The sequence below is a fragment of the Pseudarthrobacter sp. YAF2 genome (assembly GCF_052113345.1).
Classification (GTDB): domain Bacteria; phylum Actinomycetota; class Actinomycetes; order Actinomycetales; family Micrococcaceae; genus Arthrobacter.
The window spans coordinates 42,961-65,586 of record NZ_JBFRDA010000020.1 but is presented as its reverse complement, the minus strand read 5'-3'; the positions used below and the strand labels follow the sequence as shown (position 1 = coordinate 65,586).

Genomic DNA, 22,626 nt, shown 5'->3' with positions numbered 1-22,626 from the left:
CCACCGGGGACTGGCTCAACCGCCGAAGGCCGATACCCCGGTGATGGCCCGGCCCACGATCAGGGTGTTGACCTCGAAGGAGCCCTCGTAGGTGTAGATGGCCTCGGCGTCGGCGAAGATCTTGGCCATGCGGTAGTCGGTGACAATGCCGTTCCCGCCCAGGATGGACCGGCCCAGCGCCACGGTTTCGCGCATCCGGGCGCTGAGGTAGGACTTGGCCAGCGCCACCTGCGGCATGCCGGCGGCGCCCTGGTCCTGGAGCCTGGCGATCCCGGCCATCATTCCCATGCTGGCCACGGTGTTGCCGAGCATGGTCACCAGCTGTTGCTGGATCAGCTGGAAGTGTGCCAGCGGCCGGCCGAACTGGTGCCGCTCCACGGCGTACTGCCGGGCCACATCGAACGCCGCCAGTTGCTGGCCCACCGTCTGCCAGGCCACCATGATCCGCGAGCTGCGCAGCAGCTCCTTGGTGTCTTCGAAGCTGCTGATGCCGCCGAAGCGGTCCGTTTCCGGTACCCGGACGTCACGGAACACGATGTCCGCGTTCTGGACGGTCCGCAGCGCGATCTTGTTTTCGATCCTGCTCCGGCTGACGCCCGGCAGCGACGCGTCCACGATGAAGCCCTGGACCGAGCCGTCGGCTTCGTCACGCGCCCAGACCAGCATGTAGTCGCAGAACGTCCCGTTGCCGATCCAGCGTTTGGCGCCGTTGAGCACCCAGGTGTCGCCGGCGTCGTCCGCTTCTCCGGTGCCGGACGATATCCGCCGGGCGCGTGTCTCCATGCCGCCGGCGACGTCGGATCCGTGCAGGGGTTCGGTGAGGGCGAAGGCGCCGGTGATCCGCAGGTCCGAGGCGTCGGCCAGCAGCCGGCGCTTCTGGTCCGGCGTACCGAAGGCGTGCAGGGACTCGACGAACAGGTCGTGGTGGACCAGGAAGAACGTGGCCAGGGACGTATCCACGCGGGTCATTTCCGCGATGACCAGTCCGGCGAACAGGTGGCTGTAGCCGCGGTGCGCCGGCGTGCTGAGTTCCAGGGCGGCCAGCCTGGGGAGGATGTGGGCAGGGAACTCGGCTTTGTTCCACCAGTCGGCGGCGTACGGCGCCACTTCGGCTGCCAGGAAGTCCCGCAGCTCAGCCAGCTTGTTCCGCTCGGCCTGGCCCAGCATGGATTCGACGGCGAAGAAGTCCGCCGCCGGCAGGTCCGTGATGTCCGGGGCGCTCATCGCGGCCCCATCCGGATGGCGCCGTCCAGGCGGATGGTCTCCCCGTTCAGCATGGCGTTGTCCACGATGTGCGCCACCAGGTTGGCGTATTCCGCCGGCTTTCCCAGCCGGGACGGGTGCGGTACCTGGGCGCCCAAGGAGTCCTGGGCTTCCTGCGGCAGGCCGGCCATCATGGGCGTCTCGAAGATGCCGGGGGCAATGGTGACCACCCGGACCAGCGAGCGCGCCAGTTCCCGGGCGATAGGCAGCGTCATGGCGGCCACCGCGCCCTTGGAGGCAGAGTAGGCAGGCTGGCCGATCTGCCCTTCGAAGGCCGCCACTGACGCTGTGTTGATGATGACGCCGCGCTCGGGGCCGCCCACCGGGGTGGCGACGGGTTCGGTGTCCACCATGGCCTCGGCCGCCAGCCGCAGCACGTTGAAGGTGCCGACCAGGTTGACCTGGATGACGCGGCTGAATGCTTCCAGCGGCAGGACGCCGTCGCGGCCCAGGACCTTTCCGGGGGTAGCAATTCCCGCGCAGTTCACCACGATCCGCAGCGGGCCCAGCCCGGCGGCTGTTGCGACGGCGGCCCGCACCTCGGCGTCGCTGGTCACGTCGGCGGCGGCGAAGACGGCGGACTGGCCCGCCTGGGCGCGGCCGTTGAGTTCCTCTGCCGCCGCCTGGCCGTCCGAAGAAGCCAGATCCAGGAGCACCACGGAGGCGCCGTCGTCGAACAACCTGCGCGCGGTGGCCGCTCCCAACCCGGAGGCACCGCCCGTTACCAGGGCAACGCTGCCTTTGATGTCCATACATCCTCCTTGATGCGTGTGCCCCCGGACGCGGCGCGGCCTCGAGCAACAGTTAATGAATGTTAACTGAAATACGGCGCCGCCGCACTCACCCTGCCGGCCGGGCTCCGGTGCCGCCACTAGGGTGGACGGCATGATCTCCAGCAGCACGCCTTTGACCGCCTGGCAGGACAGGGCGGACCACGCAGCCCGCTCCGTGACCGGGCTGTTCGGCCGGAAATTGTTGTTCCTGCCCGGAACCCATCTTGCTGCCGTGGTGTGGCAGGGCAGGCGCCAGGCCTGGCTGCTGCTCCCGTGGCACTACTGGTGGCAGGCGCATTACGTGGACTGCCTGGTGGACACCGGCCTGCGGGAGCTTGGCGGCGGAGCGACCCCCGCGGCGCGGTTCAACGGGCCGGACCAGCCCAGCGCAGGGCACCTGGCCTCGCGACTGGTGACCGGCATGAGGCTCCGCAATGCCCTGACGTTCGTGAACAGCTACTACGACGACATGGCGTGGCTGGCCCTGGCGGCCCTTCGGCTGGACAGGCTGGCCGAAGAGACGCGCCGCCCGGGCCGCCGGCGCAATGCCCGGGTACGAGCCTCGCTGACGCCACAGTTCGATGCCGCGTGCACTGACGATTTGGGCGGCGGGACGTTCTGGAGCAAGAAGCGTGACTTCAAGAACACCCCGGCCACGGCTCCAGTGGCGCTGTTCTATGCCCGCACCGGTCAGCGGGCCAAGGCCCAGGCGCTGCTGGACTGGCTGGACGCCACCCTCTTCGATCCGGGCCAAGGCCTCTACCTTGATGGTGCGCGGCCGGGCCCCGCCGGGGACGTGCTGGTGGAACGGTCGCTGTACACCTACAACCAGGGCCCTGTGCTGGGTGCCCTGCTGGAGCTGGGTGGTGACGCCAACCTCGCCCGGGCTGCTGCGGTGGTGGATTCGGTGCGGCGGTTGCTGACGGTCCCGGCAGGCGGAGGCGGGACTGCCGCGGGCACAGTGCTGCGCTGTGAGGGGACGGGCGACGGCGGCCTCTTCACCGGGATCCTCTGCCGGTACCTCGCGCTTGCGGCGGCAGACGGCCGGCTTCCCGAGGCCACCCGCGCCACGGCTGCTGCGCTGGTGCTGGACACGGCCGGGGCGTTCTGGTCGGGCCGGCGCCCGGTGCACGCCGGTGAAGCCACCGTAACGTCGGAGGGCAGGAGCATTTTCTCCGTGCACGCTGCCCAACCCGCGGGCCGGACCTATCCGCCGGGCGCCCCGGTGGAGCTCGCCACCCAGCTGCAGGCCTGGATGGCCCTGGAGGCGGCGGCCGCGGTGATGTCTGCCGACCCCGCCGCCGTCCCTCCGGCGCTTTCCTAGCCGGACCCCTGGCAGGCGGTCCACTGGCCGGTGGGCGCGGCGCTCAGCGGATGCCGGCCAGCGGCGTGACCGTGCCCGCCTTGAGCGTCAGGGGCGCGTCGGCCGTGAGCCGGGCCTCTTTCGGACCTGCAGGCGGGAAAACCAGGGACGTCAGGGACTGTCCGTCCACGAAGACCTCCACCGAGGACCGGTCCACGTACGCGGTCAGCTGCACGGTCCCGCCGGCCGGGCGTGCCTCCACCGAGCGGGCCTGGCGGTACTCGCCGCTGCCTTCGGAGGCCGCCTTGCCCTGGCCGCCGCCCATGGCGTCCCCGTCCCGGGTGACGAAGGCCCGGCCGGCGGCGAAGTCGTAGCCGATGGTGGCGTAGGTGGTGCCGCCGCTTTGCAGGAGCAGGGTGGCTTTCCCGGTGCCGTCCGCGGGCTTTTCCAGCTCGACGTCGGCCTTGAATGCTCCGCTGTCCGGGATGGTCAGGGTCCGGCCGGCCTGCAGCGAGCCGGCGGGCACCTGGGCAGGCGCCCCATCCAGGGACTGGAGCGCGGGGTTGGGCGATTGCAGCAGGGCCGGGCGGCCGGTTTCGGAGGTGAGCCGGACATCGCGAACCACCGAAGCGGCCCCGAACCAGCCGTCGGTGGGCAACTGACGGGCGTAGGCCCAGTTGTTCATCCAGCCGATGGCGTGCCGGGATGCCTTCCGCTGGTCATCGCTGCGGCGTGGATCATCCCAGGTGACCGCCGCGTAGAAGTCGGCCCCGCCGTCGAGCCACTGGTGGCCGCCGTTCGCCGTAAAGGCCTTGCCGTCGAAACCGCCGGTCCAGTAGGCCAGGCCGGTGGTGCGGCCCTCCCCTGAACCGTTGGCGCTCGCGGCCAGGACCCAGGTGCGTTTGGCGGGGTCGCCGTCGAGGTCCATTTGGAAGAAGTCCGGGCACTCCAGGATTCCCAGCCCGTCCTGCTCGAATCCGGACACGTAGGTCCACTGTTTGAGGTCCGGGGAGGTATAGAACCCGATCTTGGAGCCCTCGGCAAGAAGCATCAGCCACTGGTTGTTGGCGTCGTCGCGGACAATGCGGGGGTCCCGCCAATGTTCGGCGCCGGGGTTTTCCATCACCGGGTTCTGTCCGTAGCTCTGGAAGCTGTAGCCCTTGTCCGTGGAATAGAACAGGGACTGGCGCTGCACGCCGTCGTGCTGCTGGGTGAGCACCGCGATGACCGCCCCCTTGCCAAAGCCTGCGGTGCCCTCTGTGTCCACTACGGCGGAGCCGGTCTCGATATCCCCCAGGCCGTTACGGAACTTGGGGATCGCCACGCCCTCGTTCTTCCAGTGCACCAGATCGCTGCTGGTGGCGTGGAACCACTCGGTGCCGTTCCCCTCCGGATAGTCGGCGTTGTAGAGGTAGTAGTAGTGCCAGAGCCCGTCCAGGAAGAAGGGGCGCTGCGGATCGTTCATCCAGCGCTGGTCCGGGGTGAGGTGGTAGGCCGGCCGGTATCCGCCCAGGTCAGCCGGGGGCGCCTGTGTGCCTGAAGGTGCCGTGGATGCTGCCCCGCCGGGCTGTCCTTCGACCGTCCGGGTGTTCCCGGCGATCACCAGGGACCCCGCCACCAGGAGCACGGCAACGGCCGCGGCTGCCCACAGAAGGGGCCGGTGTCGAAGGGCGGCATAAATTTTGGGGAGCATGGTTCATCGATCCGTCGCTGAACGCACAAGTGCCGTCCCCCGGGATGGGGAACGGCACCAGCGCAAGTGAACCGTCAATTTTACCCGGCGGGCCGTCCGGAACCGAATCCGATGCGTCATGCGGCCGGCGCTAGTCCCGGCCAGCAGGGCGCTTCTTTTGCGGATACGGCGTCTCGCCCCGTGCCAGCATGTCCACGAATCCCGCGATCCTGCGTTCCCGGGTGGCTGCCTGCTTGGCGGAGTTGGTCCGGTACACCATGGAGAACAGGTTGGTCTTGGTCAGGACATCGAACATCTCCTGCGCGGCCGGGTTCGCGGCGATCGCTGCCGCCAGGTCAGGGGGAACCTCCACGTCGGCCTGCCCGCCGTAGGCCGCTTCCCACCGGCCGTCCGCCTTGGCCGCGGCAACTGCCGCCCTACCGGCGTCGGTCATTTTTCCCGCGTCCTCCAGCCGGGCGATATGCCCCACGTTCCGGGCCGACCAGATGCTGCGCGGACGCCGCGGCGTCATCCGCTGGAAGGAGCTTTCACCATCCCGCCGCCGGAGCTGCCCGTCGATCCAGCCAAAGCACAGCGCCTCATCCAGGGCCGCCGGGTAGTCAAGGGCGGTCACCGTGCCGCCCTTCTTGTGCAGCACCAGCCAGACGCCCGGGCTGGTCTTGTGGTTCTCTTCCAGCCAGGTGCGCCAGGCGGCGGAGTCGGGCACCAGCAGTTCCTCGAGGTCATCGGCCATGGCCTAATTCTGCCCGGAAAAAGCCCTGCCACAAGCCCGCTGTGCAGCGGGGAATCACGTGGCATCATGGCCATACAGCAGCACACCCACCCAGCACCAAGGACAATGCCATGCTCCGAGTCCGCCCTGTCCATTTCACCTCCCGCACCGAGTCCTGGGAGCAGCTCCTCACCATCCTGGGGATGGTGAGGACAGAGGACGACGACAGGTGGCAGGTCTTCGATTCGGCGTCCGGGCGCCTGGCGCTGCACGCCGCCGAGGCCGGATCGGAGCGGGACGGCCGCACCGTGTTTGCGGTGGAGGTGGGCGACGTCGCCGAATTCGCCCGCCGCACCAACGCTTCGGCGCAGGACGAGGCAACCGCGCCGGCCGAGCTGGTCACCGCCGACCACGGCGAAGCCTGCCGCATCAGCGCGCCGGACGGCTTCAGCTTCCTGGCGGACAAGGCCGCCCACGGCGCCCAGTGCGCCGACGCCGATCCCGCCCTGGCCGTCGCCGCCGTCTGGTACACCGCAGATCCGGAGGCCGCAGTGCGCACCATGCTGCATATCGGGGCACGGCCACGGCCCGTGCCCGATGCCGACGAAACCGCCGACTTCACGGCCAAGAACGGCGGCGTCCTGCTGGTGCGGGCGGCGTCCGGGCCGTCCCGCTCCGGCCTGGGCTTCGAGTACGGCGGCCCGCTGGAACCGTTGCGCGAGCGCCTCGCGGCCGCCGGGATCGCCGCCGGCCTCACCGAGGAGGCCTTCGGAAGTACCCTCCACGTGGCCAATCCGGACGCGGCCGGCCCCAACGCGCCCGCCACCGTCTGGATCTCGGAGCGGCGCCCCATGGGGTAGAACTTAACCATGAACGTGCGCACACCTGACCCGAATCCCGGCTGGCTCTCCGAAGAAGACCTCTTTGAGGCGCGCGGGCGGTTGCCCATGGTGTACGTGGAGGCAGTCCCGGTCAGGCTGGATCCGCTGGGCTACGTCAACGAGGTGGGAACGCTGCTGCAGGCGGACGCCGACGGGACCATGGTGCGGTCCCTGGTATCCGGCCGGGTCATCTACCGCGAAACCATCCGCGCCGCGCTGCTGCGGCACATGGAAAAGGACCTGGGCCCGCTCGCCTTCCCCCAGCTGCCCCTCAGCCCGGTGCCGTTCACGGTGGCCGAGTACTTCCCGGCACCGTCCCAGACCGGGTTTACCGACGAGCGGCAACACGCCGTATCGCTGGCCTACATCATCCCGGTCACGGGCGAGTGCGAGCCCCGCCAGGACGCGCTGGAACTGACCTGGATGACCCCGGAAGAAGTCCTCAGCCCCGGCGTCCAGATGGAGTTTTCGGGCGGCCGCGGCGGCCTCATCAGGCAGGCCCTGGCGTTCGCAGGCGTGGGCTTCTGACACCCCCGCCGGGACGTGGGGGTCCCCGGTTTTAGGCGCCCGCCTTTGTAGACTGTAGGGCGGACCGCAAGAGAACTTAAGGACTCCCATGACCGAAACACCAGCCGCCAGGCACCACCGTGAACAGCAGGCTGGATCTCTGACCACCGGCAACCACATCCTCCTCCCCGACGGCCGGCGCACCGCCGAAATCGACCAGGTGGAGCTCGAGCACGACGACTTCGGCTCCCCTGCCCTGGTACTGGCCAGCCTCTCCGGCGGCGGCACCCTGCGGGTGGCCATCGGCACCATGGTCACCGTGGTGGACGGCGCGCACGACGACGTCACGCAGCTTCCGCTGCCGGCGGACCTTCCGGAGGCAGCACCCCTGATGGAGGCCGGGACCGCGCCGGAGCAGCCGGCCGCCGGGACGGGCCCCCTTGCGGTGGCGCCCGCCGTCGTCCTCCCCCCGCTGCCGCCAACGCCGCCGGCCGTGAACGGGCCCGGCGAGGAAGAACTCGCGCTCATCCCCGCACCGGACGGCACGCCCGAATCCGTGGTGGAAGCCGCGGCGGAAGCGCACCCCGACGCGGAGGGCGTCCTGCTCCTGGCCGACCGGCTCTCCAAAGGGGTCAACTTCAAATCCGGCAGCTGCCTGAAGGACCTCAGCGACCTCGCGCACGAACTCTTCGTCACGCTCAAGGACGCTGACGGCGCCCTGTCCGTCGCGGACCTGCTCACCGTGCTGCCGTACGACGGAAACCCGGGGCGGTGGTCCTCGGTGGAAGCATCCCTGGCACTGGCCAGCTACATTTGCCGGCAAGACGGCCAGGACAAGCGCGCAGAGGTCTACGAGAAACTGATCCGCACCCCGGAAAACCAGGAAACGGATGCGTTCAAGGCCCGGATGGCCGCCAAGGTGCGGCAGCGCTCGCTCAACGAGCCCAACCTGTACGACAAGGAAATCTTCCGCTCCATCGACAACTCCAACCACGACGCCGAACGCGAATGGCGGCTCCTGCGACTGGAGTCCCTGCTGTTCCTGCGCGCCCATGGCGGCTCGGAAACCATCGGCATGACAGAACTTGAACGGCGCATCAGCAACGAGCTGGAGGCCGTCCGCGCCTGACGCCCGCGGCACCTCTCAGGTGGTAAAAATTCCCCCTACCCGGGGCCTAGCCGGAGTTGTACATTCGGGGCTATGACGAACAATCTCAGCGTAGTGATCAACGCCGACGCGCCGCAGGTCTGGACCATGCTGCGTGAACCGTCCAAGGTGGCCCAGTGGCACGGCTGGCAGGCCGAGGACCTGGAGTCCGAGATCAAGCAGATCTACTTCTCCGGCGACGAACAGGAATCCGCGGACCACACCAGCCTCACCGTGCACGGCGGGGACACGTTCGAACTCCACCCTGTGCCGGAAGGTACCCGGGTCAGCATCACCCGCGGGGCACTGGACCACGATTCCGAGTGGGCGGCCTGGGACGAGGACATCACCCAAGGGTGGCTGACGTACCTTCAGCAGCTCCGTTTCGCCCTGGAACGCCACCCGCACGGCAAGCGGCACACCCTGTTCCTGCACCTGACCGATGGGAAGGGTTCAGCCATCGAAAAACTCGGGCTGGCGGACCTCCCGGCCCCGGGCGAGCCCTATCAGGTCACCCTGGATACCGGCGAGGACATCAGCGGCAAGGTCTGGTACCGGACCAGCCACCAGGTGGGCCTCACCGTGCACGGTTACGCCGAGCACGGCGAAGGGCTGCTGGTGGTGGCCGACCATCCTGCCATCAAGGACGTCCGCGCAGAGGGCGATGGTTCGATGGTGGTGGTTTCCACCTACGACCTCGGGGCCGGAGCGCTCGACGCTGTCCGTTCCGCCTGGGAGTCCTGGCGGTCCGCGAACTATCCCGAATCGGAGCCCGCCAGCTGACGCCTGGGGGTTGACCCTGCGCCGGCACGTTTGCCGGCGTCGTTATGTTTGCTGGCAGACTGGTACGGTGCCTGCCAACACTTCCTTCGCCCTGCCTGAAACCCGATCACAGTTCTCCTTCACCGTGGGGACGCGCCTGGCGGAGGCGTGCCCGCCGTCGGCAGGCCAGGTTGAGGAAAACGGCGGCGCGTTCCTGGGCCGCACCGGCACCATCACCACCCCGCACGGCGCGATCCAGACGCCGGCGTTCATCGCCGTCGGCACCAAGGCAACGGTCAAGGCCGTCCTCCCGGAATCCATGGCGGGCCTGGGTGCGCAGGCCCTGCTGGCCAACGCCTACCACCTGTACCTTCAGCCGGGCCCGGACATCCTGGACGAGGCCGGCGGCCTGGGCGCCTTCATGAACTGGTCCGGCCCCACGTTTACGGACTCGGGCGGGTTCCAGGTGATGAGCCTGGGTTCCGGGTTCAAGAAGGTCATCGACATGAAGTCCGTGGACGCTTCCGGACCTGACGATGCCGTGGCGCCCGGCAAGGAGCGCTTGGCGCACATCGATGACGACGGTGTCTGGTTCAAGAGCCACCTGAACGGGGACCGGCACCGCTTCTCCCCCGAGATCTCCATGCAGGTCCAGCACCAAATCGGCGCGGACATCATGTTCGCCTTCGATGAGCTCACCACGCTGCAGAACTCCCGGCGCTATCAGGAGGAATCCCTCGAACGCACGCGGCTGTGGGCCGTGAGGTGCCTCGAAGAGCATTTCCGCCTGACTGGGGCGCGGACCGGGAAGCCGTACCAGGCATTGTTCGGCGTGATCCAGGGGGCGCAGTACGAGGACCTGCGCCGGAAGGCGTGCCGGGACCTCGGTGCCATGCCCTTCGACGGCTTCGGGATCGGCGGGGCCCTGGAGAAGGAGAACCTGGGCACGATTGTCCGCTGGTGCAACGAGGAACTGCCGGAGGACAAGCCGCGCCACCTGCTGGGGATCTCCGAGCCGGATGATATCTTCACCGCCATCGAAAACGGCGCCGACACCTTCGACTGCGTCTCCCCCACACGCGTGGCCCGGAACTCGGCCTTTTACACCCCTTACGGCCGGTTTAACCTTTCGGGAGCCAAGTACAAACGCGATTTCGGTCCCCTGCAGGAGGGCTGCGACTGCTACGCCTGCGCCAACTATTCGCGGGCGTACATCCACCACCTGTTCAAGGCCAAGGAGATGGTATCCGCCACCCTGATCTCCATCCACAATGAGCGGTTCGTGGTGAAGATGGTGGACGATGCCCGGCTGGCCATCGAAAGCGGCACGTTTTTCGACTTCAAGGCAGAAACGCTGGGCCGGTACTACGCCTGAGCGTTGCTCCCGGTTGCCTCCGCTATCCTGACCAAATGCTCATCGAGATCCAGGCCCCAGCAGGCCCTGCCGAAGCCATTGTCGCCCGCCCGTCCACGGGAACGGGCCCGTTCCCCGGCGTGATCCTCTACATGGACGCCTTTGGCCTGCGCCCCCGCATCGAGGAGATGGCCCAGCGCATCGCCGACTGGGGATACGTGGTGCTGGCGCCAAACGTGTTCTACCGCGACGGAACCGTGGACCAGCTCGCCCCGGCCGTTGACATGTCCACCCAGGAAGGCCGGGAAGCGGCCGGCAAGGCAGCGTTTCCGCGGGTCGGCCACTTGACGCCGGACAAGGCACTGGCGGACATCGATGCGTGGGTTGCCGCGCTGGCCGCGCTTGACGACGTCGCCCCCGGCCCCATCGGGACCACCGGCTACTGCATGGGCGCGCGACTCGCTGTCCGTACCGCCACCGCGCACCCTGAGGTGGTGGCGGCCTGCGGCGGCTTCCACGGCGGCGGACTGGCCACTGAGGCGCCGGACAGCCCGCACCTGGGCCTCGGCAACGCACGGGCCCGCTTCGTGTTCGGGCACGCCGACAACGACCGGAGCATGGCCCCCGACGCGGTCGCCCGTCTGGGCGAAGCGCTCCGGGACGCAGGCCTGCAGGCTGCCAACGAAATCTATGCCGGAGCGCCGCACGGCTACACCATGGCGGACACCTCCGTCTTCCACCCCGAGGCAACAGAACGGCATTTCCGGGAGCTGAGGGCATTGCTGGACGGGACGCTCAAGGCCTGAGCCGGCGGTCCGCCGTCGAACTCGCCGCAAAGCTGCCCGGTCGCCGGAACGTTACGGCGAGCCGGACGGGTTCCGGCGATCCCGGCAGGCAGGACGGCGTTGGCATGTTTTCCACATGACGACGGCGGCGCCTTTCGGAGCTGCGGCGGCGGCAGGATCCTGTCGGAATGACACAACAACCGCCAGTCCGCCTCCCCTCCCTTCCGACCACCGGCAACCTGTGGCGCACGGAGCAATTGCACGAGAGGGGGCTCAATTCCCGGGCCATCAAGGCCTTGGTCCTCCACGGGAAGCTGGTTCGTCTCCGGCACGGCTGCTACATCCGCGCTGAGCTGTGGGAGAGGCAGACAAGTCCCGTCCGCAGCAAGCAGTTGATTCGCGCCCATGCGCACGGGACGCTAACCACCTCAGCGGGCGGCTACGTCTACAGCCATACCTCGGCGGCCCGGCTGCACTGTTTGTATCTGTGGGCAGTCGATGACGTCATCCACCTACTGCTGCCAGGGAACCCTTCCAGCGAGCGGCTCGGCAAGGACGTCCGGGGCCATACCCGGCCGTGGACAGCGTCGGAGGTGATAACCCTCGGCGGCCTCAGGGTGACCTCGCTGGAGCGGACGGTGGTGGATTGCGCCATGATGCTGGGTTACCGGCGGGCGCTGGTACTGATGGACCACGCGCTCCGGCTCGGTGCTGACAAAGCCCTCATGGAAAGCATGGCTGACGGCCTGCAGGGGCGCCGCGGCATCCGGACCCTCCGGCTCGCGCTCGCTCACGCAGATCCACGGTCGGAATCAGCCGGTGAGACACTTACCCGCGAACTCCTGGTGCGGCTGAAACTTCCGCTGCCCGAGCCCCAGGTCGCGGTGGCTACGCGTGCTGGCCGGTACCGGCTGGATTTCGCCTGGAAGGAGAAGAAGGTGGCCCTCGAATTCGACGGGAAAACGAAGTACTTCGACTACAAGCCGACGGCCGAGGTCCTGTTTCAGGAGCGGCAGCGCGAGAAGGCCCTCACCGAGAACGGTTGGACCTTTGTGCGCATGACATGGGCTGACCTTTTCCGCGAACACGAATTCAAAGCCCGCATCCTCGCTGCGCTCCAGCGGTAGCCACCCCGGCCGGTGCGCGAAATCGCCGGAAAGGGTCGAGATCGCCGGTTCTTTCCGGCGATCTGGCATCCTTCCGGCGTGCGGCAGGAGGCGGCCGTAACCGAGCGGGTGCCGGACCACAGAGGGTATAGGCTCCCAGGCACGCTTTGAACACGTTCAGTTTTATGCCACACTGCTTTTGAACACGTTCAAGAATTGGGGACACAGCATGGCTGTCAAGAGCGAACAGACCAGGCAGAAGGTGGCCGCGGCCGCCCTGCGCATGTTCCGTGAGATCGGCTTCGAAAAGACAACCATGCGGGGCATCGCTTCGGAGGCCGGCGTGTCCGTGGGAAATGCCTACTACTACTTCGCGTCCAAGGACGATCTTGTCCACGAGTTGTACATCCAGGTGCAGGCCGAGCACGCCGCTCTGGCCTCCGAAGCGCTGGACGGGACCGCTTCCCTGGCTGACCGCCTGAAGGCCACGCTGCATGCCGGCCTCGACGTCATGGCCCCGTACCACCGCTTCGGTGCGGACTTCGTGGCCACCGCCATCAGGCCAACATCACCGGTAGACCCGTTCTCCGCGGGCTCAACCCCCGCCCGGGAGGCATCCCTGGATATCTTCAGGAACACGGTAGCCGGGGCCCGCCCCGCCGTGCCGAAGAAGCTGCGGGGCGACCTGCCGGAACTGCTCTGGCTCTGTTACATGGGCATCACCCTGTTCTGGGTCTACGACACCTCCGAAGGCCAGCGGCGGACCAGGAAACTGGTGGACGGAGCGGCCCCACTGGTGGCCCGCGGACTGGCACTTGCCCGCATCCCGGGAGTCAGCAAGGTGCTCGACGACGTCCTCGACCTGAGCCGCAGCATCCGCGGTTAGAAAGACAACAACCATTGGGGGAAAAGATGCACAGCACAAGGACAGTGGTACTGGCAGGCGCTTCGGGCTTCATTGGCACCCACCTGCGCCGGCGTTTCCAGGAGGACGGCTGGACGGTGCGGACCATAGGGCGCAAGGGATCCGGCAGTTCCGCGGCAGCATGGGAAGACGACGCCGGCATGGCCCGGGTGCTCAACGGCGCCGGACTGGTGGTGAACCTCGCCGGACGCTCCGTCTCGTGCCGTTACAGCGAGCGGAACAAGGCGGTGATCATGGACTCGCGGGTGGCCACCACCAAGGCACTCGGCCGGGCCATCGCGCAGTGCCAGGAGCCGCCGTCGACCTGGCTGAACGCCAGCACCGGAACCATCTACCGCGATGCCCGCGACCGTCCCCAGTCCGAGGCTGACGGCGATCTGGGCACAGGATTCTCGGTGGACGTGGCCAAGGCCTGGGAAGCCGCCCTCGAGGCGGCGGTCACGCCGGGAACCCGGAAAATCCCCCTGCGGATCGCCATCGTGCTGGGCCGCGGCGGCGGTGCACTGGCTCCGTTCGCCAATCTGGCACGGCTGGGGCTCGGCGGCCACATGGGTGATGGCCGGCAGAAGTTCAGCTGGGTCCACGTGGAGGACCTGTACCGCAGCATCCGCTTCCTGCACGCGCGGACCGGCATCGCCGGGCCCGTTAATGTGGCCTCGCCGGACGTGGTGAGCAACCGTGAGATGATGCGCCTGGTGCGCCGGGCCTATGGCGCGCGCTTCGGCATACCCACTCCGGCATGGCTCCTCCGGGCAGGCGCTGTCCTGATCCGCACGGAGACCGAGCTCGTCCTGAAGAGCCGGTGGGTACAGCCGCAGAAACTGCTCGACGCGGGCTTCGTCTACAGCCAGCCGGAGCTAGGGCAGGCCTTGCTGCAGATCGCCCGGTCCCGGCCGTGAACCGCCCGCTCCGCGTCACCTTTGGACCAGGGGCATTCCTGCCCGGCGCGGCCCTCGCCGTCATAGTCTTCGGATTCCCCCTGGGCTTCCCCGCCTATCTCTTCGGAACACTCTCCGCGCTGCCCTTGGGCGGGCGGCGGTGGCGGGACTTGTCACCGTTCACGACGCGGCCGGCCCGCAGCCCGCGGCGCTGACAGCCCCTGAGCCGCTGGAACCATGACCATACGGCGTCCCGGCGCCCTGTACGGCACCACATGGAAAGCGCCCGACGGCGGGTGGCAGGATGGTGGCATGACTTCCGCTACCCCTGATGCAACGCTGTCCGCGAACGGTCCCGCCGTCGTCCTCACTATCGCAGGCTCCGAGGCAACCGGCGGTGCCGGCGCACAGGCTGACCTGAAGACGTTCCAGGAGCTGGGGGTCTTCGGCATCGCCACCCTCACCTGCATCGTCTCTTTCGACCCGAAGGACAGCTGGAACCACCGCTTCGTGCCGGTGGACCAGCAGGTGATCGCTGACCAACTGGAGGCGACGACGGCGGCGTACGGCCCGGCGTCGGGCGCGCCTTCGGCCTTGGACACTGTGAAAATCGGCATGCTGGGCAGCCCGGCCACGATCAGCACGGTGGCCGGTGCCTTGCAGGAGAACAGCTTCGCCAACGTTGTCCTGGACCCGGTGCTGATCTGCAAGGGCCAGGAGCCCGGCCACGCGCTGGACACGGATCAGGCCCTGAAAGCGCAGATCCTGCCGCTGGCCACATTCGTCACGCCCAACCACTTCGAGGCGGAATCGCTCTCCGGCCTGGAAATCACTGACGTTGAATCCCTCAAGGCCGCCGCCGTCCGAATCCACGAACTCAGCGGCGCGGCGGTCTTGGCCAAGGGCGGGGTGCGGCTGGAGGGCCCGAACGCCGTCGACGTCTTCTACGACGGTGAGACCCTGGAAGTCCTCACCGCCCCGAAGGTGGGCGAGGTTGCCGTCTCCGGTGCCGGCTGCTCGCTCGCCGCCGCCGTGACCGCGGAACTGGCCAAGGGCGCCAGCCCGCTGGAGGCTGCCCGGACTGCCAAGGAGTTCGTTACCGCCGGCATCCGCAACCGCGTCGCCTCAGGCGCCCCATTCGACGCGCTCTGGCAGGGCGGCCCCCACTAGAACCTTTCTCCCCGCGCCTGGTTCGCCGGAAACCCTCGAGATCGCCGGGATTTTGCGGCGAACCCGGCAGTTTCCGGCGAACTCGACGTGTGCCTACCGCCGGGGGATGTTGCGCAGGTTGCTGCGGGCCATGCTGACGGCTTCGCCCGCTCCCCGGTTCAGCACCACCTTGGACATGGCGGTGGCGAACCCCAGCACCTGCGACCCGGAGATCTTGGGCGGGATGGACAGCGCCTTCGGATCGGTGATCAGCTCCACCAGGGAGGGGCCGGGGTGCGCGAAGGCCTCCCGGTATGCCGCCTCGATCTGCGCTGGATCGGTCACGCGCACGGCGTGGAAGCCCAAGGCCTTGGACACGGCGGCGTAGTTGGCGTCCGGCACGTCCACGCCGAAGTCCGGCAGCCCATCCACCAGCATTTCGAGCTTGACCATGCCCAGGGTGGAGTTGTTGAACACCACCACATTGACCGGCAGTTTGTAGGCGGCCAGCGTGATGAGCTCACCCAGCAGCATGGAAAGGCCGCCGTCGCCGGAAACCGAGATGACTTGGCGGCCGGGGTTTGCCAGTTGCGCCCCGATAGCGTGCGGGAGGGCGTTAGCCATGGAACCGTGCAGGAAGGACCCGATCAGGCGCCGGGTGCCCAGCGGGTTGATGTAGCGGGCGGTCCAGACGTTGCACATGCCGGTGTCCGCGGTGAAGATCGCATTCTCTGCCGCCACCTGGTCCAACAGGGAGGCCGCGTACTCCGGGTGGATGGGCTGCTTCTTCTCCACTTTGCGGGTGTACGCGCCCACAGCTTTGTTCATCAGCCGGTCGTGCTTCTTGAGCATCTGGTCCAGGAAGCGGCGGCTCTTCTTGGCCGTCACCAGCGGCAGCAGCGCGCGCAGGGTGGGGAGAACGTCGCCGTGGACGGCGATGTCGACGTCGGTGCGGCGGCCCAACCGCTGTGCTGCCCGGTCCACCTGGGCAGTCCTGGTGTCCGGCAGGAACTGGTCGTACGGGAAGTCAGTACCCAGCAGGATCAACAGGTCGGCGTCCTCGATCCCCTCGGCCGCGGCGCCGTAACCCAGCAGGCCGGTCATCCCGATGTCGAACGGATTGTCGTACTGGACAAAATCCTTGCCCCGCAGGGAGTGTCCCACCGGCGCCTTGGCCAGCTCGGCGAGCGCCATCAGCTCTGCGTGCGCGCCCTCCACGCCGGCGCCCGCGAAGATGGCCACCTTGCCGGCCTCGTTGATGGCGTCCGCGAGCGCCTGGACGCTGGCGGGGTCCGGCACCAGGCTGGCCGGACGGAACGCGGCAGGCAGTGGCGTGGGTGCGGTAGCTTCCAGCCCGGCAATGTCACCGGGCAGCGTGACCACCGCGACTCCTCCAAGACCCACGGCGTGCTGGATGGCGCTGTGCATGACGCGGGGCGCCTGCTCGGCGGTGCTGACCAGTTCCGAGTACACCGAGCATTCGTTGAAGATCCGGTCCGGATGGGTTTCCTGGAAGAAGCTGCTGCCGATCTGTTTGCTGGGGATATGCGAGGCGATGGCCAGCACGGGCGCGCCGGACCGGTTGGCGTCGTAGAGGCCGTTGATCAGGTGCAGGTTGCCGGGCCCGCAGGACCCCGCGCAGACGGCAAGCTTCCCGGTGAGCTGGGCCTCGGCGGCCGCGGCAAAGGCGGCCGCTTCCTCATGGCGGACGTGGATCCAGTCGATGCCGCCCTTGGCCGCGCCTCCAGTCTGTCGGACGGCGTCAACGATCGGATTGAGGCTGTCCCCCACAATCCCGTAGATCCGCTGCACGCCGGCAGCTTGGAGTTGTTCGATGAGCTGGTTCGCAAGTTCCTTGGCCATGGGTGCAGACTCCCGCGTTTGTGGTGGTGTTGACACTCGCCCAATATAGTCCGCCCCGGCGAGCAGGGTGGCGGTCCGCACAATGAATGCACGACGCCGGGTGGTGCGGTCAGCACCGTTGCCCGCCAGGAGGGTATCGACCTGTGGCAGGACAGGCCAGCCGTCGCACAGGGTGATGACGGTGATCAGGAGGTCCGCGGCATCCGCGCGGTCAATTCCGGGCAGGACATCCAGGACCTGTGCCACCTTGACGGTGCAGTGGTCCGAGCGGGTGGCGCGGCTGACGGTTTCGCCGCCCCGCTCCAGGCCTTCCCAGAACAGGAGCCGTGGCAGGACGCCGTCCGTGGTGTGTCGTTCACGGCTCCCCGGTCCGCGGCACCGGCGGCGGCACCCGCTGCGGTGTCGATCCACGTCCGGGCTGCCATCACCTGGCTGGCCATTTTTCCCCTGGTGGCCGTGGGCATGATGGCCGCCGCTCCCCTGATGGAAAACTGGCACCCTGTCTTCCGGGCGATGGCCCTGACCCTGGTGGTGCCCACCGCCGTCTACGTGGTGCTGCCCCGCCTCTTCGCCGCCCACGGCCGGCTGGCCCGGCGGCGCAGCACCAGCGCCGGAAGCTAGCGTCCGGCACCCACCCGTTCTTCGCCGTCGGCCGCCTTGGAAGTTTCCCAGGCGTGGCCCTGCTCGTCGTCGAGGTGGGTGGTCTTCTTGTTCTTCAGGGCGAAGATGTAGACCAGCAGGGAGATGCCGATCGCCACGGTGACGTACGTGAAGAGGAGCTCAACCTGCCCCGCCTTCTGCAGCGCGGCGCCGATCAGCGGAACCGTGCCGCCAAAGAGGGAGTTGGCGATCGCGTAGCCCAGGCCGACGCCGAGGGCGCGGATGGAAGCAGGGAACAGTTCGGCTTTCACCAGTGCGTTGATGGAGGTGTAGCCGCCCACGATCAGCAGGCCGCCCATCATCAGCATGAAGGCCACGAAGGGGTCCTTCGTCCCGGCGAGCGCGGACATCAGCGGCCAGGTGAACAGCACACCGGTGATGCCGAACCAGAGCAGCAGGGGCTTGCGGCCGATCTTGTCGGAGACAATGCCGTAGACCGGCTGCAGGAGCATGAAGATGAACAGTGCCCAGAAGTTGATGACGGAGGTGGTTTCCTTGGCGATCCCGCTGGTGGTGTTCATGAAGCTGAGGATGAAGTTCGTGTAGGTGTAGAACGCTACGGTACCGCCCAGGGTCACGCCGATGCAGACCAGCAGCGCCTTCCAGTGCTTGGTAAAGAGCAGTTTCAGGGTTCCGGGCTGGGCTTCACCGGACGCCTTGGCCTTGGCGGCGGCCTCCACCTGGCTGGCAGAGACGGTTTCCTCCATGGAACGCCGCAGCCACATCACCACCAGGGCCGCAACGCCGCCAATGGCGAACGGGATGCGCCAGCCCCACTCGGTGAGGGCGTTCTTGTCCAGGACGTTCTGCAGGACCACCAGCACCAGCAGTGCCAGCATCTGTCCGCCGATCAGGGTGACGTACTGGAAGCTGGAGAAGAAGCCGCGCCGCCTGGCGGTGGCCGCCTCGGACATGTAGGTGGCGCTGGTGCCGTATTCGCCGCCCACCGAGAAGCCCTGGACCAGGCGCGCCAGCACCAGGAGGACAAGCGCCCAGACGCCGATGACATCCTTGGTGGGCAGGATGGCGATGAAGAATGAGCCCGCGGACATCATCGTCACGCTCAGCGTCAGTGCCGCCTTCCTGCCTTTGCGGTCGGCGAACCTGCCAAAGAACCAGCTGCCGATGGGACGCATCAGGAACGTGACGGCAAAGACCGCCATGCCTTCCAGTGCGCCCTGCAGCGGGTCCTTGGAGTTGAAGAAGTGGGGCTGGAAGTACGCCAGGAACGCCGTGTAGATGTAGACGTCGTACCATTCCACGAGGTTGCCCGCGGAGCCCTTCAGGATGTTGCCCACCGCCCGGCGGGTCTGGGCTGCCTCCGATTGGGGCGCGGCTTGTTGGGTGCTCATCGGTGAGTTCCTCCTGGTAGTAACCTCGGCCTCCTGCGGCGGAGGACCTAACTCACGGTATGGGTGATCCACCGCACAACCAACGCGGAACGGACTTTCCTAACACTTCCTTAGGATTCGCCGGTGGCCCGCTCCCCTCCTGCCGGACCTCCGCCGTCGCGCAAATTGCTCCGCCACGCGGTAGTCTCACGGGGCGGGGATGAACCGGCAACCACAGGAAACGCGGCAAGGAAGATGGCCATGGACGTGCTGATCGTCGAGGATGACGACGCCATGGCCGGCGCGCTCACAGCCGCCGTCGAAAGCGCCGGGCACCACCCGCAGCGGCTGTCCCGGGGCGCTGACGCGCTGCTCTCGCACCGGAAATTCCAGGTGATACTGCTGGACCTGGGGCTTCCGGACATGGACGGCCTGGAGGTGCTGCGGAAGCTCCGGCAGATCACCGACGTCCCCATCCTGATTTTGACCGCGCGCGACGACGAGCGCAGCGTGGTGCTCGGCCTCCGCTCCGGCGCGGACGACTACCTGGTCAAGCCGGTCAAGCTGGTGGAGCTGCTGGCCCGGATCGAGGCTGTGACCCGGCGTGCCGGACGCAGGCGCGGGACGCCGCAGGAGGTCATTGTGCTTGACGACGTAGAAATCGATCTTGCCCGTCGCAGCGCTTCCAAAGCCGGACAGCCTCTTGCCCTGACCGCCACGGAGTTTGAACTCCTGGCGCTGCTGGCACGCCATGCAGGCTCGGTGGTCACCAGGGAACAGATCCTCGATGCTTTGTGGGGGGACGCCTTCCTGGCCTCGTCCCGGTCCCTGGATGTGCACCTCACCGGGTTGCGGGCAAAACTTCAAAAGCCCGGTTTCATCATCAATGTCCGCGGCGTGGGCTACCGCGTGGAGGCGGCTGAGCCATGAGGCTGCGGGTCCTGGGCGTCCTCAGCGTGCTGTGCCTGGTGGTGGTTTTCCTGATTTCGGGCACCATCCTGACCTCCGCCTCCCGGGAGCTGACCCAGGAGCTGCAAATCAACAGGGCAGCATCCCTGAACCGCCTGGCCCAGGTGGCTTTTGATGCCGCCGGTGACGGCGACACCGTGCGCCTGCAGCGGGAAATGGACACCTATTCCGGGCTGTATGACGAGGGGATTGTGGTCCGCGTCCAGCAAGACACCCTGCGTTCGGGTGGCCTGGACGCCGGCCGGTCCGACGTGCAGGACGCATTGTCCCTGGCCCGGCTGAACGTGAGCAACACATCCCTGGAACCGCTGGAGCCATTCGGTTCAGGTTCCCACGTCATTTTCCGGCCGTTCGGGAGTGCCAGTCAGGTGCTGGGCGCCGTGGTCCTGGACGTCCATGCAGATACGGCCCGGCAGAAGCTCCAGCAGCGCTGGCTCGGCGTCGGCGTTGCCGCCCTCGCGCTGGCAGCCGTGCTCCTGGTGGGGGCGGCCAGGGTCACCGGGTGGGTGCTGCGGCCCGTCCTTCGGCTCGATTCGGCGGTGCACGAGCTGGAGCAGACCGGGCGCACCGAACAGCTGCCGGAGGAAGGTCCCCCGGAACTGCGGGAGCTCAGCCGCTCGTTCACTGCGATGGCCCGGACCGTGAGCGCCAGCATGGAAGCACAACGGCAGCTGATCGCAGACACATCCCACCAGCTGCGCAACCCCGTGGGCGCGCTCCGGCTGCGGCTGGACCTGCTCCAGCTTGAGCTGAAGACCGCCCGCGAGCACGACGCCGCCGAACGGGCTATGGCGGAGCTGGAGCGGGTGGAGGAGATCCTTGACGGGGTTTTGAAGCTTGCCGCTGCCGAGCACCGGGCCTCCGAGGGTTCCCTCCGGATTGCCGGCAGGCCGGAGGAACACGACGGCGCCCCGCCCATCGACCCGTTCCCCGTCCTCCAAGGCGAAATGGAACGGGTGGCCCCGCTGGCGGACCAGGCGGGGTGCCGGCTGGTGCTCGCGCCCGCACCCCATCCGGCGGCTCTGATAGCGTGCCGGGCGGCCGAGCTGGCACAGATGCTGGACGAACTTCTGGGCAACGCCTTCAAGTATGCGCCCGGGGCCACAGTGACCGCCGCGGTGCGGGTGGAAGGGGACGCGGTGGTGGTGGAAGTGTCCGACGACGGCCCGGGCCTTTCCGCAGCCGAGCGCGCCTCTGCTGCCACCAGGTTTTGGCGGTCGCCACGCCATGCCTCGGTTCCCGGAACCGGGCTGGGCATGACGATTGTGGGTGAGCTTGCGGCAGCCAATGGAGGCCGGCTGGTACTGGCCGACGCCTCCCCGCACGGGTTGTCGGCCCGGGTCGAGTTCCAGGTGTACACGGACCTGGTCCCTCCCCGGATTCCAGGCGGTGGCGACCGTGCCTAGCGTTTCCTCCGCTGCAACGGGCCCCTCCCGCCGGCTCGTGCTGAAGTCGGCCCTCGGCGTCGGACTTGCAGCCTGCCTGCCGCCGGCCCTCAGTGCCTGTACTGCAGGTGACCGGCCGGACCTGCTGACGGTGGCCGGCGGCGAACCGGGCGGCTTCTACCTTGAGTTCTCTACGCTCCTGGCGGCTGCGCTGGAGCGCCACGGGGTGGCACGCCATGCAAACGCCGTGCCCACCGGCGGAAGCCTGGACAATATCGCCGAACTGCAGGCGGGACGCGCCGCCTTTGCCGTGGCCCTGGCGGACGCTGCAGGCCAGGCCGCGGATGCCGACGCAGCCGGGATTGCCGCGATCGGCAAGGTCTACGAAAACTACGTCCACTGCGTGGTGCGCAAGGACAGCGGCATCAGGGACCTCACCGGGCTCGCGGCGCGGCGGGTTGCCGTGGGACAGCCCGGGTCGGGCACATCGCTGACCACTCCGCGGCTCCTCGAGGCGGCCGGCCTGGGCACCTCGGGAGATGCCGCTGCGCCCGCAGCCGGAACCGCCGCCGTCGAAAATCTGGGTTTGAATGACGGCCTTGCCGCCCTCAAGGCGGGAACCGTCGATGCCTTGTTCTGGTCCGGGGGCGTTCCGACGGCGGCCATCGCCGCGGCGCAGCAGCAGGTGGCATTGGGGCTGCTGGACCTGTCAGGGCTGCTGCCGGAACTGCGCCGGCGGTACGGGGGCATGTACGACCGCGTCCTGATCCCGGAAGGAAGCTACCCGGGTATTCCGGCGGTGTGGACGGTGGGAGCTCCCAACCTGCTCCTGTGCCGAAGGGACCTGGACGGTGCCACTGTGGAGCGGACTGTGCAACTGCTGGTGCACAACGCCGGTGAGCTCATACCGCAGTCCAGCCTGGGCGTGCAGTTCCTCAGTGCGGAAAGCCTCATCAATACCGCCGGCGTCCCGCTGCACCCTGCGGCTGCCGACGCCTACCGGGCCCTGCACGGCTGACCACACGCCCGCTCACTTCCTGCACCAAATCACCAAACGCCCGCTCACCTTTGGCGGCTTAAACCCAAGCGCCCGCTCACTTTCCGAAGAAATTGAGCGGGCGTGTATGGAATAACGGCAAGACCTGAGCGGGCGTGTGGGGAAAACCGGCAGTATGTGAGC

General features: G+C 68.0%; 22 protein-coding genes. 16 read left to right on the top strand and 6 right to left on the bottom strand.

The window, feature by feature from the left end; genetic code table 11:
• Positions 1-15 precede the first annotated feature (15 nt).
• On the bottom strand, positions 16-1,224 hold the full coding sequence (locus AB4Y79_RS18885; protein WP_441865096.1) for an acyl-CoA dehydrogenase family protein: 1,209 nt from the start codon (positions 1,222-1,224) through the stop codon (positions 16-18).
• Positions 1,221-2,015, bottom strand: a complete 795-nt coding sequence (locus AB4Y79_RS18880) for an SDR family NAD(P)-dependent oxidoreductase (protein WP_441865093.1) — start codon at positions 2,013-2,015, stop codon at positions 1,221-1,223. The genes AB4Y79_RS18885 and AB4Y79_RS18880 overlap by 4 nt, the downstream gene beginning before the upstream one ends.
• 133 nt (positions 2,016-2,148) lie before the next feature.
• On the opposite strand from AB4Y79_RS18880, the gene AB4Y79_RS18875 reads away from it, so the two are divergent.
• The gene (locus tag AB4Y79_RS18875; RefSeq protein WP_441865090.1) at positions 2,149-3,360 is read left to right on the top strand and encodes a glycoside hydrolase family 76 protein; all 1,212 of its coding nucleotides are present in this window, start codon (positions 2,149-2,151) and stop codon (positions 3,358-3,360) included.
• Between the two features lie 43 nt (positions 3,361-3,403).
• Here the strand turns inward: AB4Y79_RS18875 and AB4Y79_RS18870 are convergent, their stop codons facing one another.
• Positions 3,404-5,032 carry a glycoside hydrolase family 32 protein gene (locus tag AB4Y79_RS18870; protein WP_441865087.1) on the bottom strand — a complete coding sequence of 543 codons (1,629 nt, stop codon included), beginning with the start codon at positions 5,030-5,032 and terminating at the stop codon, positions 3,404-3,406.
• A gap of 130 nt (positions 5,033-5,162) precedes the next feature.
• The gene (locus AB4Y79_RS18865; RefSeq protein ID WP_441865084.1) at positions 5,163-5,765 is read right to left on the bottom strand and encodes a YdeI/OmpD-associated family protein; all 603 of its coding nucleotides are present in this window, start codon (positions 5,763-5,765) and stop codon (positions 5,163-5,165) included.
• Positions 5,766-5,875: 110 nt separating this feature from the next.
• Here AB4Y79_RS18865 and AB4Y79_RS18860 point away from each other — a divergent pair, with 110 nt between their 5' ends.
• From AB4Y79_RS18860 to AB4Y79_RS18810, 11 genes are all read left to right on the top strand, one after another.
• Positions 5,876-6,604 carry a VOC family protein gene (locus AB4Y79_RS18860; protein ID WP_441865081.1) on the top strand — a complete coding sequence of 243 codons (729 nt, stop codon included), beginning with the start codon at positions 5,876-5,878 and terminating at the stop codon, positions 6,602-6,604.
• Positions 6,605-6,613: 9 nt separating this feature from the next.
• A complete protein-coding gene (locus AB4Y79_RS18855; protein ID WP_018763774.1) occupies positions 6,614-7,153 on the top strand; it encodes an NUDIX hydrolase family protein in 540 nt (179 codons plus the stop codon).
• A gap of 88 nt (positions 7,154-7,241) precedes the next feature.
• Positions 7,242-8,261 carry a DUF6707 family protein gene (locus AB4Y79_RS18850; RefSeq protein WP_441865077.1) on the top strand — a complete coding sequence of 340 codons (1,020 nt, stop codon included), beginning with the start codon at positions 7,242-7,244 and terminating at the stop codon, positions 8,259-8,261.
• A 72-nt stretch (positions 8,262-8,333) separates the two neighbouring features.
• Positions 8,334-9,062, top strand: a complete 729-nt coding sequence (locus AB4Y79_RS18845; protein WP_441865070.1) for an SRPBCC domain-containing protein — start codon at positions 8,334-8,336, stop codon at positions 9,060-9,062.
• Between the two features lie 67 nt (positions 9,063-9,129).
• Positions 9,130-10,416, top strand: coding sequence for a tRNA guanosine(34) transglycosylase Tgt (tgt, locus tag AB4Y79_RS18840; RefSeq protein ID WP_441865067.1), 1,287 nt, complete (start codon positions 9,130-9,132; stop codon positions 10,414-10,416).
• A gap of 35 nt (positions 10,417-10,451) precedes the next feature.
• Positions 10,452-11,201 (top strand): dienelactone hydrolase family protein, encoded by a 750-nt coding sequence (locus AB4Y79_RS18835; protein ID WP_441865064.1) that lies wholly within the window; start codon positions 10,452-10,454, stop codon positions 11,199-11,201.
• 167 nt (positions 11,202-11,368) lie between these two features.
• Positions 11,369-12,307, top strand: a complete 939-nt coding sequence (locus AB4Y79_RS18830) for a type IV toxin-antitoxin system AbiEi family antitoxin domain-containing protein (protein ID WP_441865061.1) — start codon at positions 11,369-11,371, stop codon at positions 12,305-12,307.
• Positions 12,308-12,515: 208 nt separating this feature from the next.
• Positions 12,516-13,172, top strand: coding sequence for a TetR/AcrR family transcriptional regulator (locus AB4Y79_RS18825; RefSeq protein ID WP_441865058.1), 657 nt, complete (start codon positions 12,516-12,518; stop codon positions 13,170-13,172).
• Positions 13,173-13,198: 26 nt separating this feature from the next.
• Positions 13,199-14,110 (top strand): TIGR01777 family oxidoreductase, encoded by a 912-nt coding sequence (locus AB4Y79_RS18820; protein WP_441865055.1) that lies wholly within the window; start codon positions 13,199-13,201, stop codon positions 14,108-14,110.
• Positions 14,107-14,304 (top strand): hypothetical protein, encoded by a 198-nt coding sequence (locus AB4Y79_RS18815; RefSeq protein ID WP_441865052.1) that lies wholly within the window; start codon positions 14,107-14,109, stop codon positions 14,302-14,304. Before AB4Y79_RS18820 ends, AB4Y79_RS18815 begins: the two co-directional genes overlap by 4 nt.
• Before the next feature lie 97 nt (positions 14,305-14,401).
• Positions 14,402-15,259, top strand: coding sequence for a hydroxymethylpyrimidine/phosphomethylpyrimidine kinase (locus tag AB4Y79_RS18810; protein ID WP_441865049.1), 858 nt, complete (start codon positions 14,402-14,404; stop codon positions 15,257-15,259).
• Positions 15,260-15,352: 93 nt separating this feature from the next.
• Here the strand turns inward: AB4Y79_RS18810 and AB4Y79_RS18805 are convergent, their stop codons facing one another.
• Complete coding sequence (locus AB4Y79_RS18805) at positions 15,353-17,512, bottom strand: pyruvate dehydrogenase (RefSeq protein ID WP_441865046.1); 2,160 nt, start codon at positions 17,510-17,512, stop codon at positions 15,353-15,355.
• Between AB4Y79_RS18805 and AB4Y79_RS18800 the strand changes: the two genes are divergently transcribed.
• Positions 17,501-17,722 carry a hypothetical protein gene (locus AB4Y79_RS18800; protein ID WP_441865044.1) on the top strand — a complete coding sequence of 74 codons (222 nt, stop codon included), beginning with the start codon at positions 17,501-17,503 and terminating at the stop codon, positions 17,720-17,722. The genes AB4Y79_RS18805 and AB4Y79_RS18800 overlap by 12 nt on opposite strands.
• Here the strand turns inward: AB4Y79_RS18800 and AB4Y79_RS18795 are convergent.
• The gene (locus AB4Y79_RS18795; RefSeq protein ID WP_441865041.1) at positions 17,719-19,113 is read right to left on the bottom strand and encodes an MFS transporter; all 1,395 of its coding nucleotides are present in this window, start codon (positions 19,111-19,113) and stop codon (positions 17,719-17,721) included. The genes AB4Y79_RS18800 and AB4Y79_RS18795 overlap by 4 nt on opposite strands.
• Before the next feature lie 240 nt (positions 19,114-19,353).
• Here AB4Y79_RS18795 and AB4Y79_RS18790 point away from each other — a divergent pair, with 240 nt between their 5' ends.
• Genes AB4Y79_RS18790 through AB4Y79_RS18780 form a run of 3 tightly spaced genes read left to right on the top strand, consistent with a single transcriptional unit; the run spans position 19,354 to position 22,464 of the window.
• Positions 19,354-20,022, top strand: a complete 669-nt coding sequence (locus tag AB4Y79_RS18790) for a response regulator transcription factor (RefSeq protein WP_441865039.1) — start codon at positions 19,354-19,356, stop codon at positions 20,020-20,022.
• On the top strand, positions 20,019-21,467 hold the full coding sequence (locus AB4Y79_RS18785) for a sensor histidine kinase (protein WP_441865037.1): 1,449 nt from the start codon (positions 20,019-20,021) through the stop codon (positions 21,465-21,467). The genes AB4Y79_RS18790 and AB4Y79_RS18785 overlap by 4 nt, the downstream gene beginning before the upstream one ends.
• Positions 21,460-22,464, top strand: coding sequence for a TAXI family TRAP transporter solute-binding subunit (locus tag AB4Y79_RS18780; protein WP_441865035.1), 1,005 nt, complete (start codon positions 21,460-21,462; stop codon positions 22,462-22,464). Before AB4Y79_RS18785 ends, AB4Y79_RS18780 begins: the two co-directional genes overlap by 8 nt.
• Positions 22,465-22,626 lie beyond the last annotated feature (162 nt).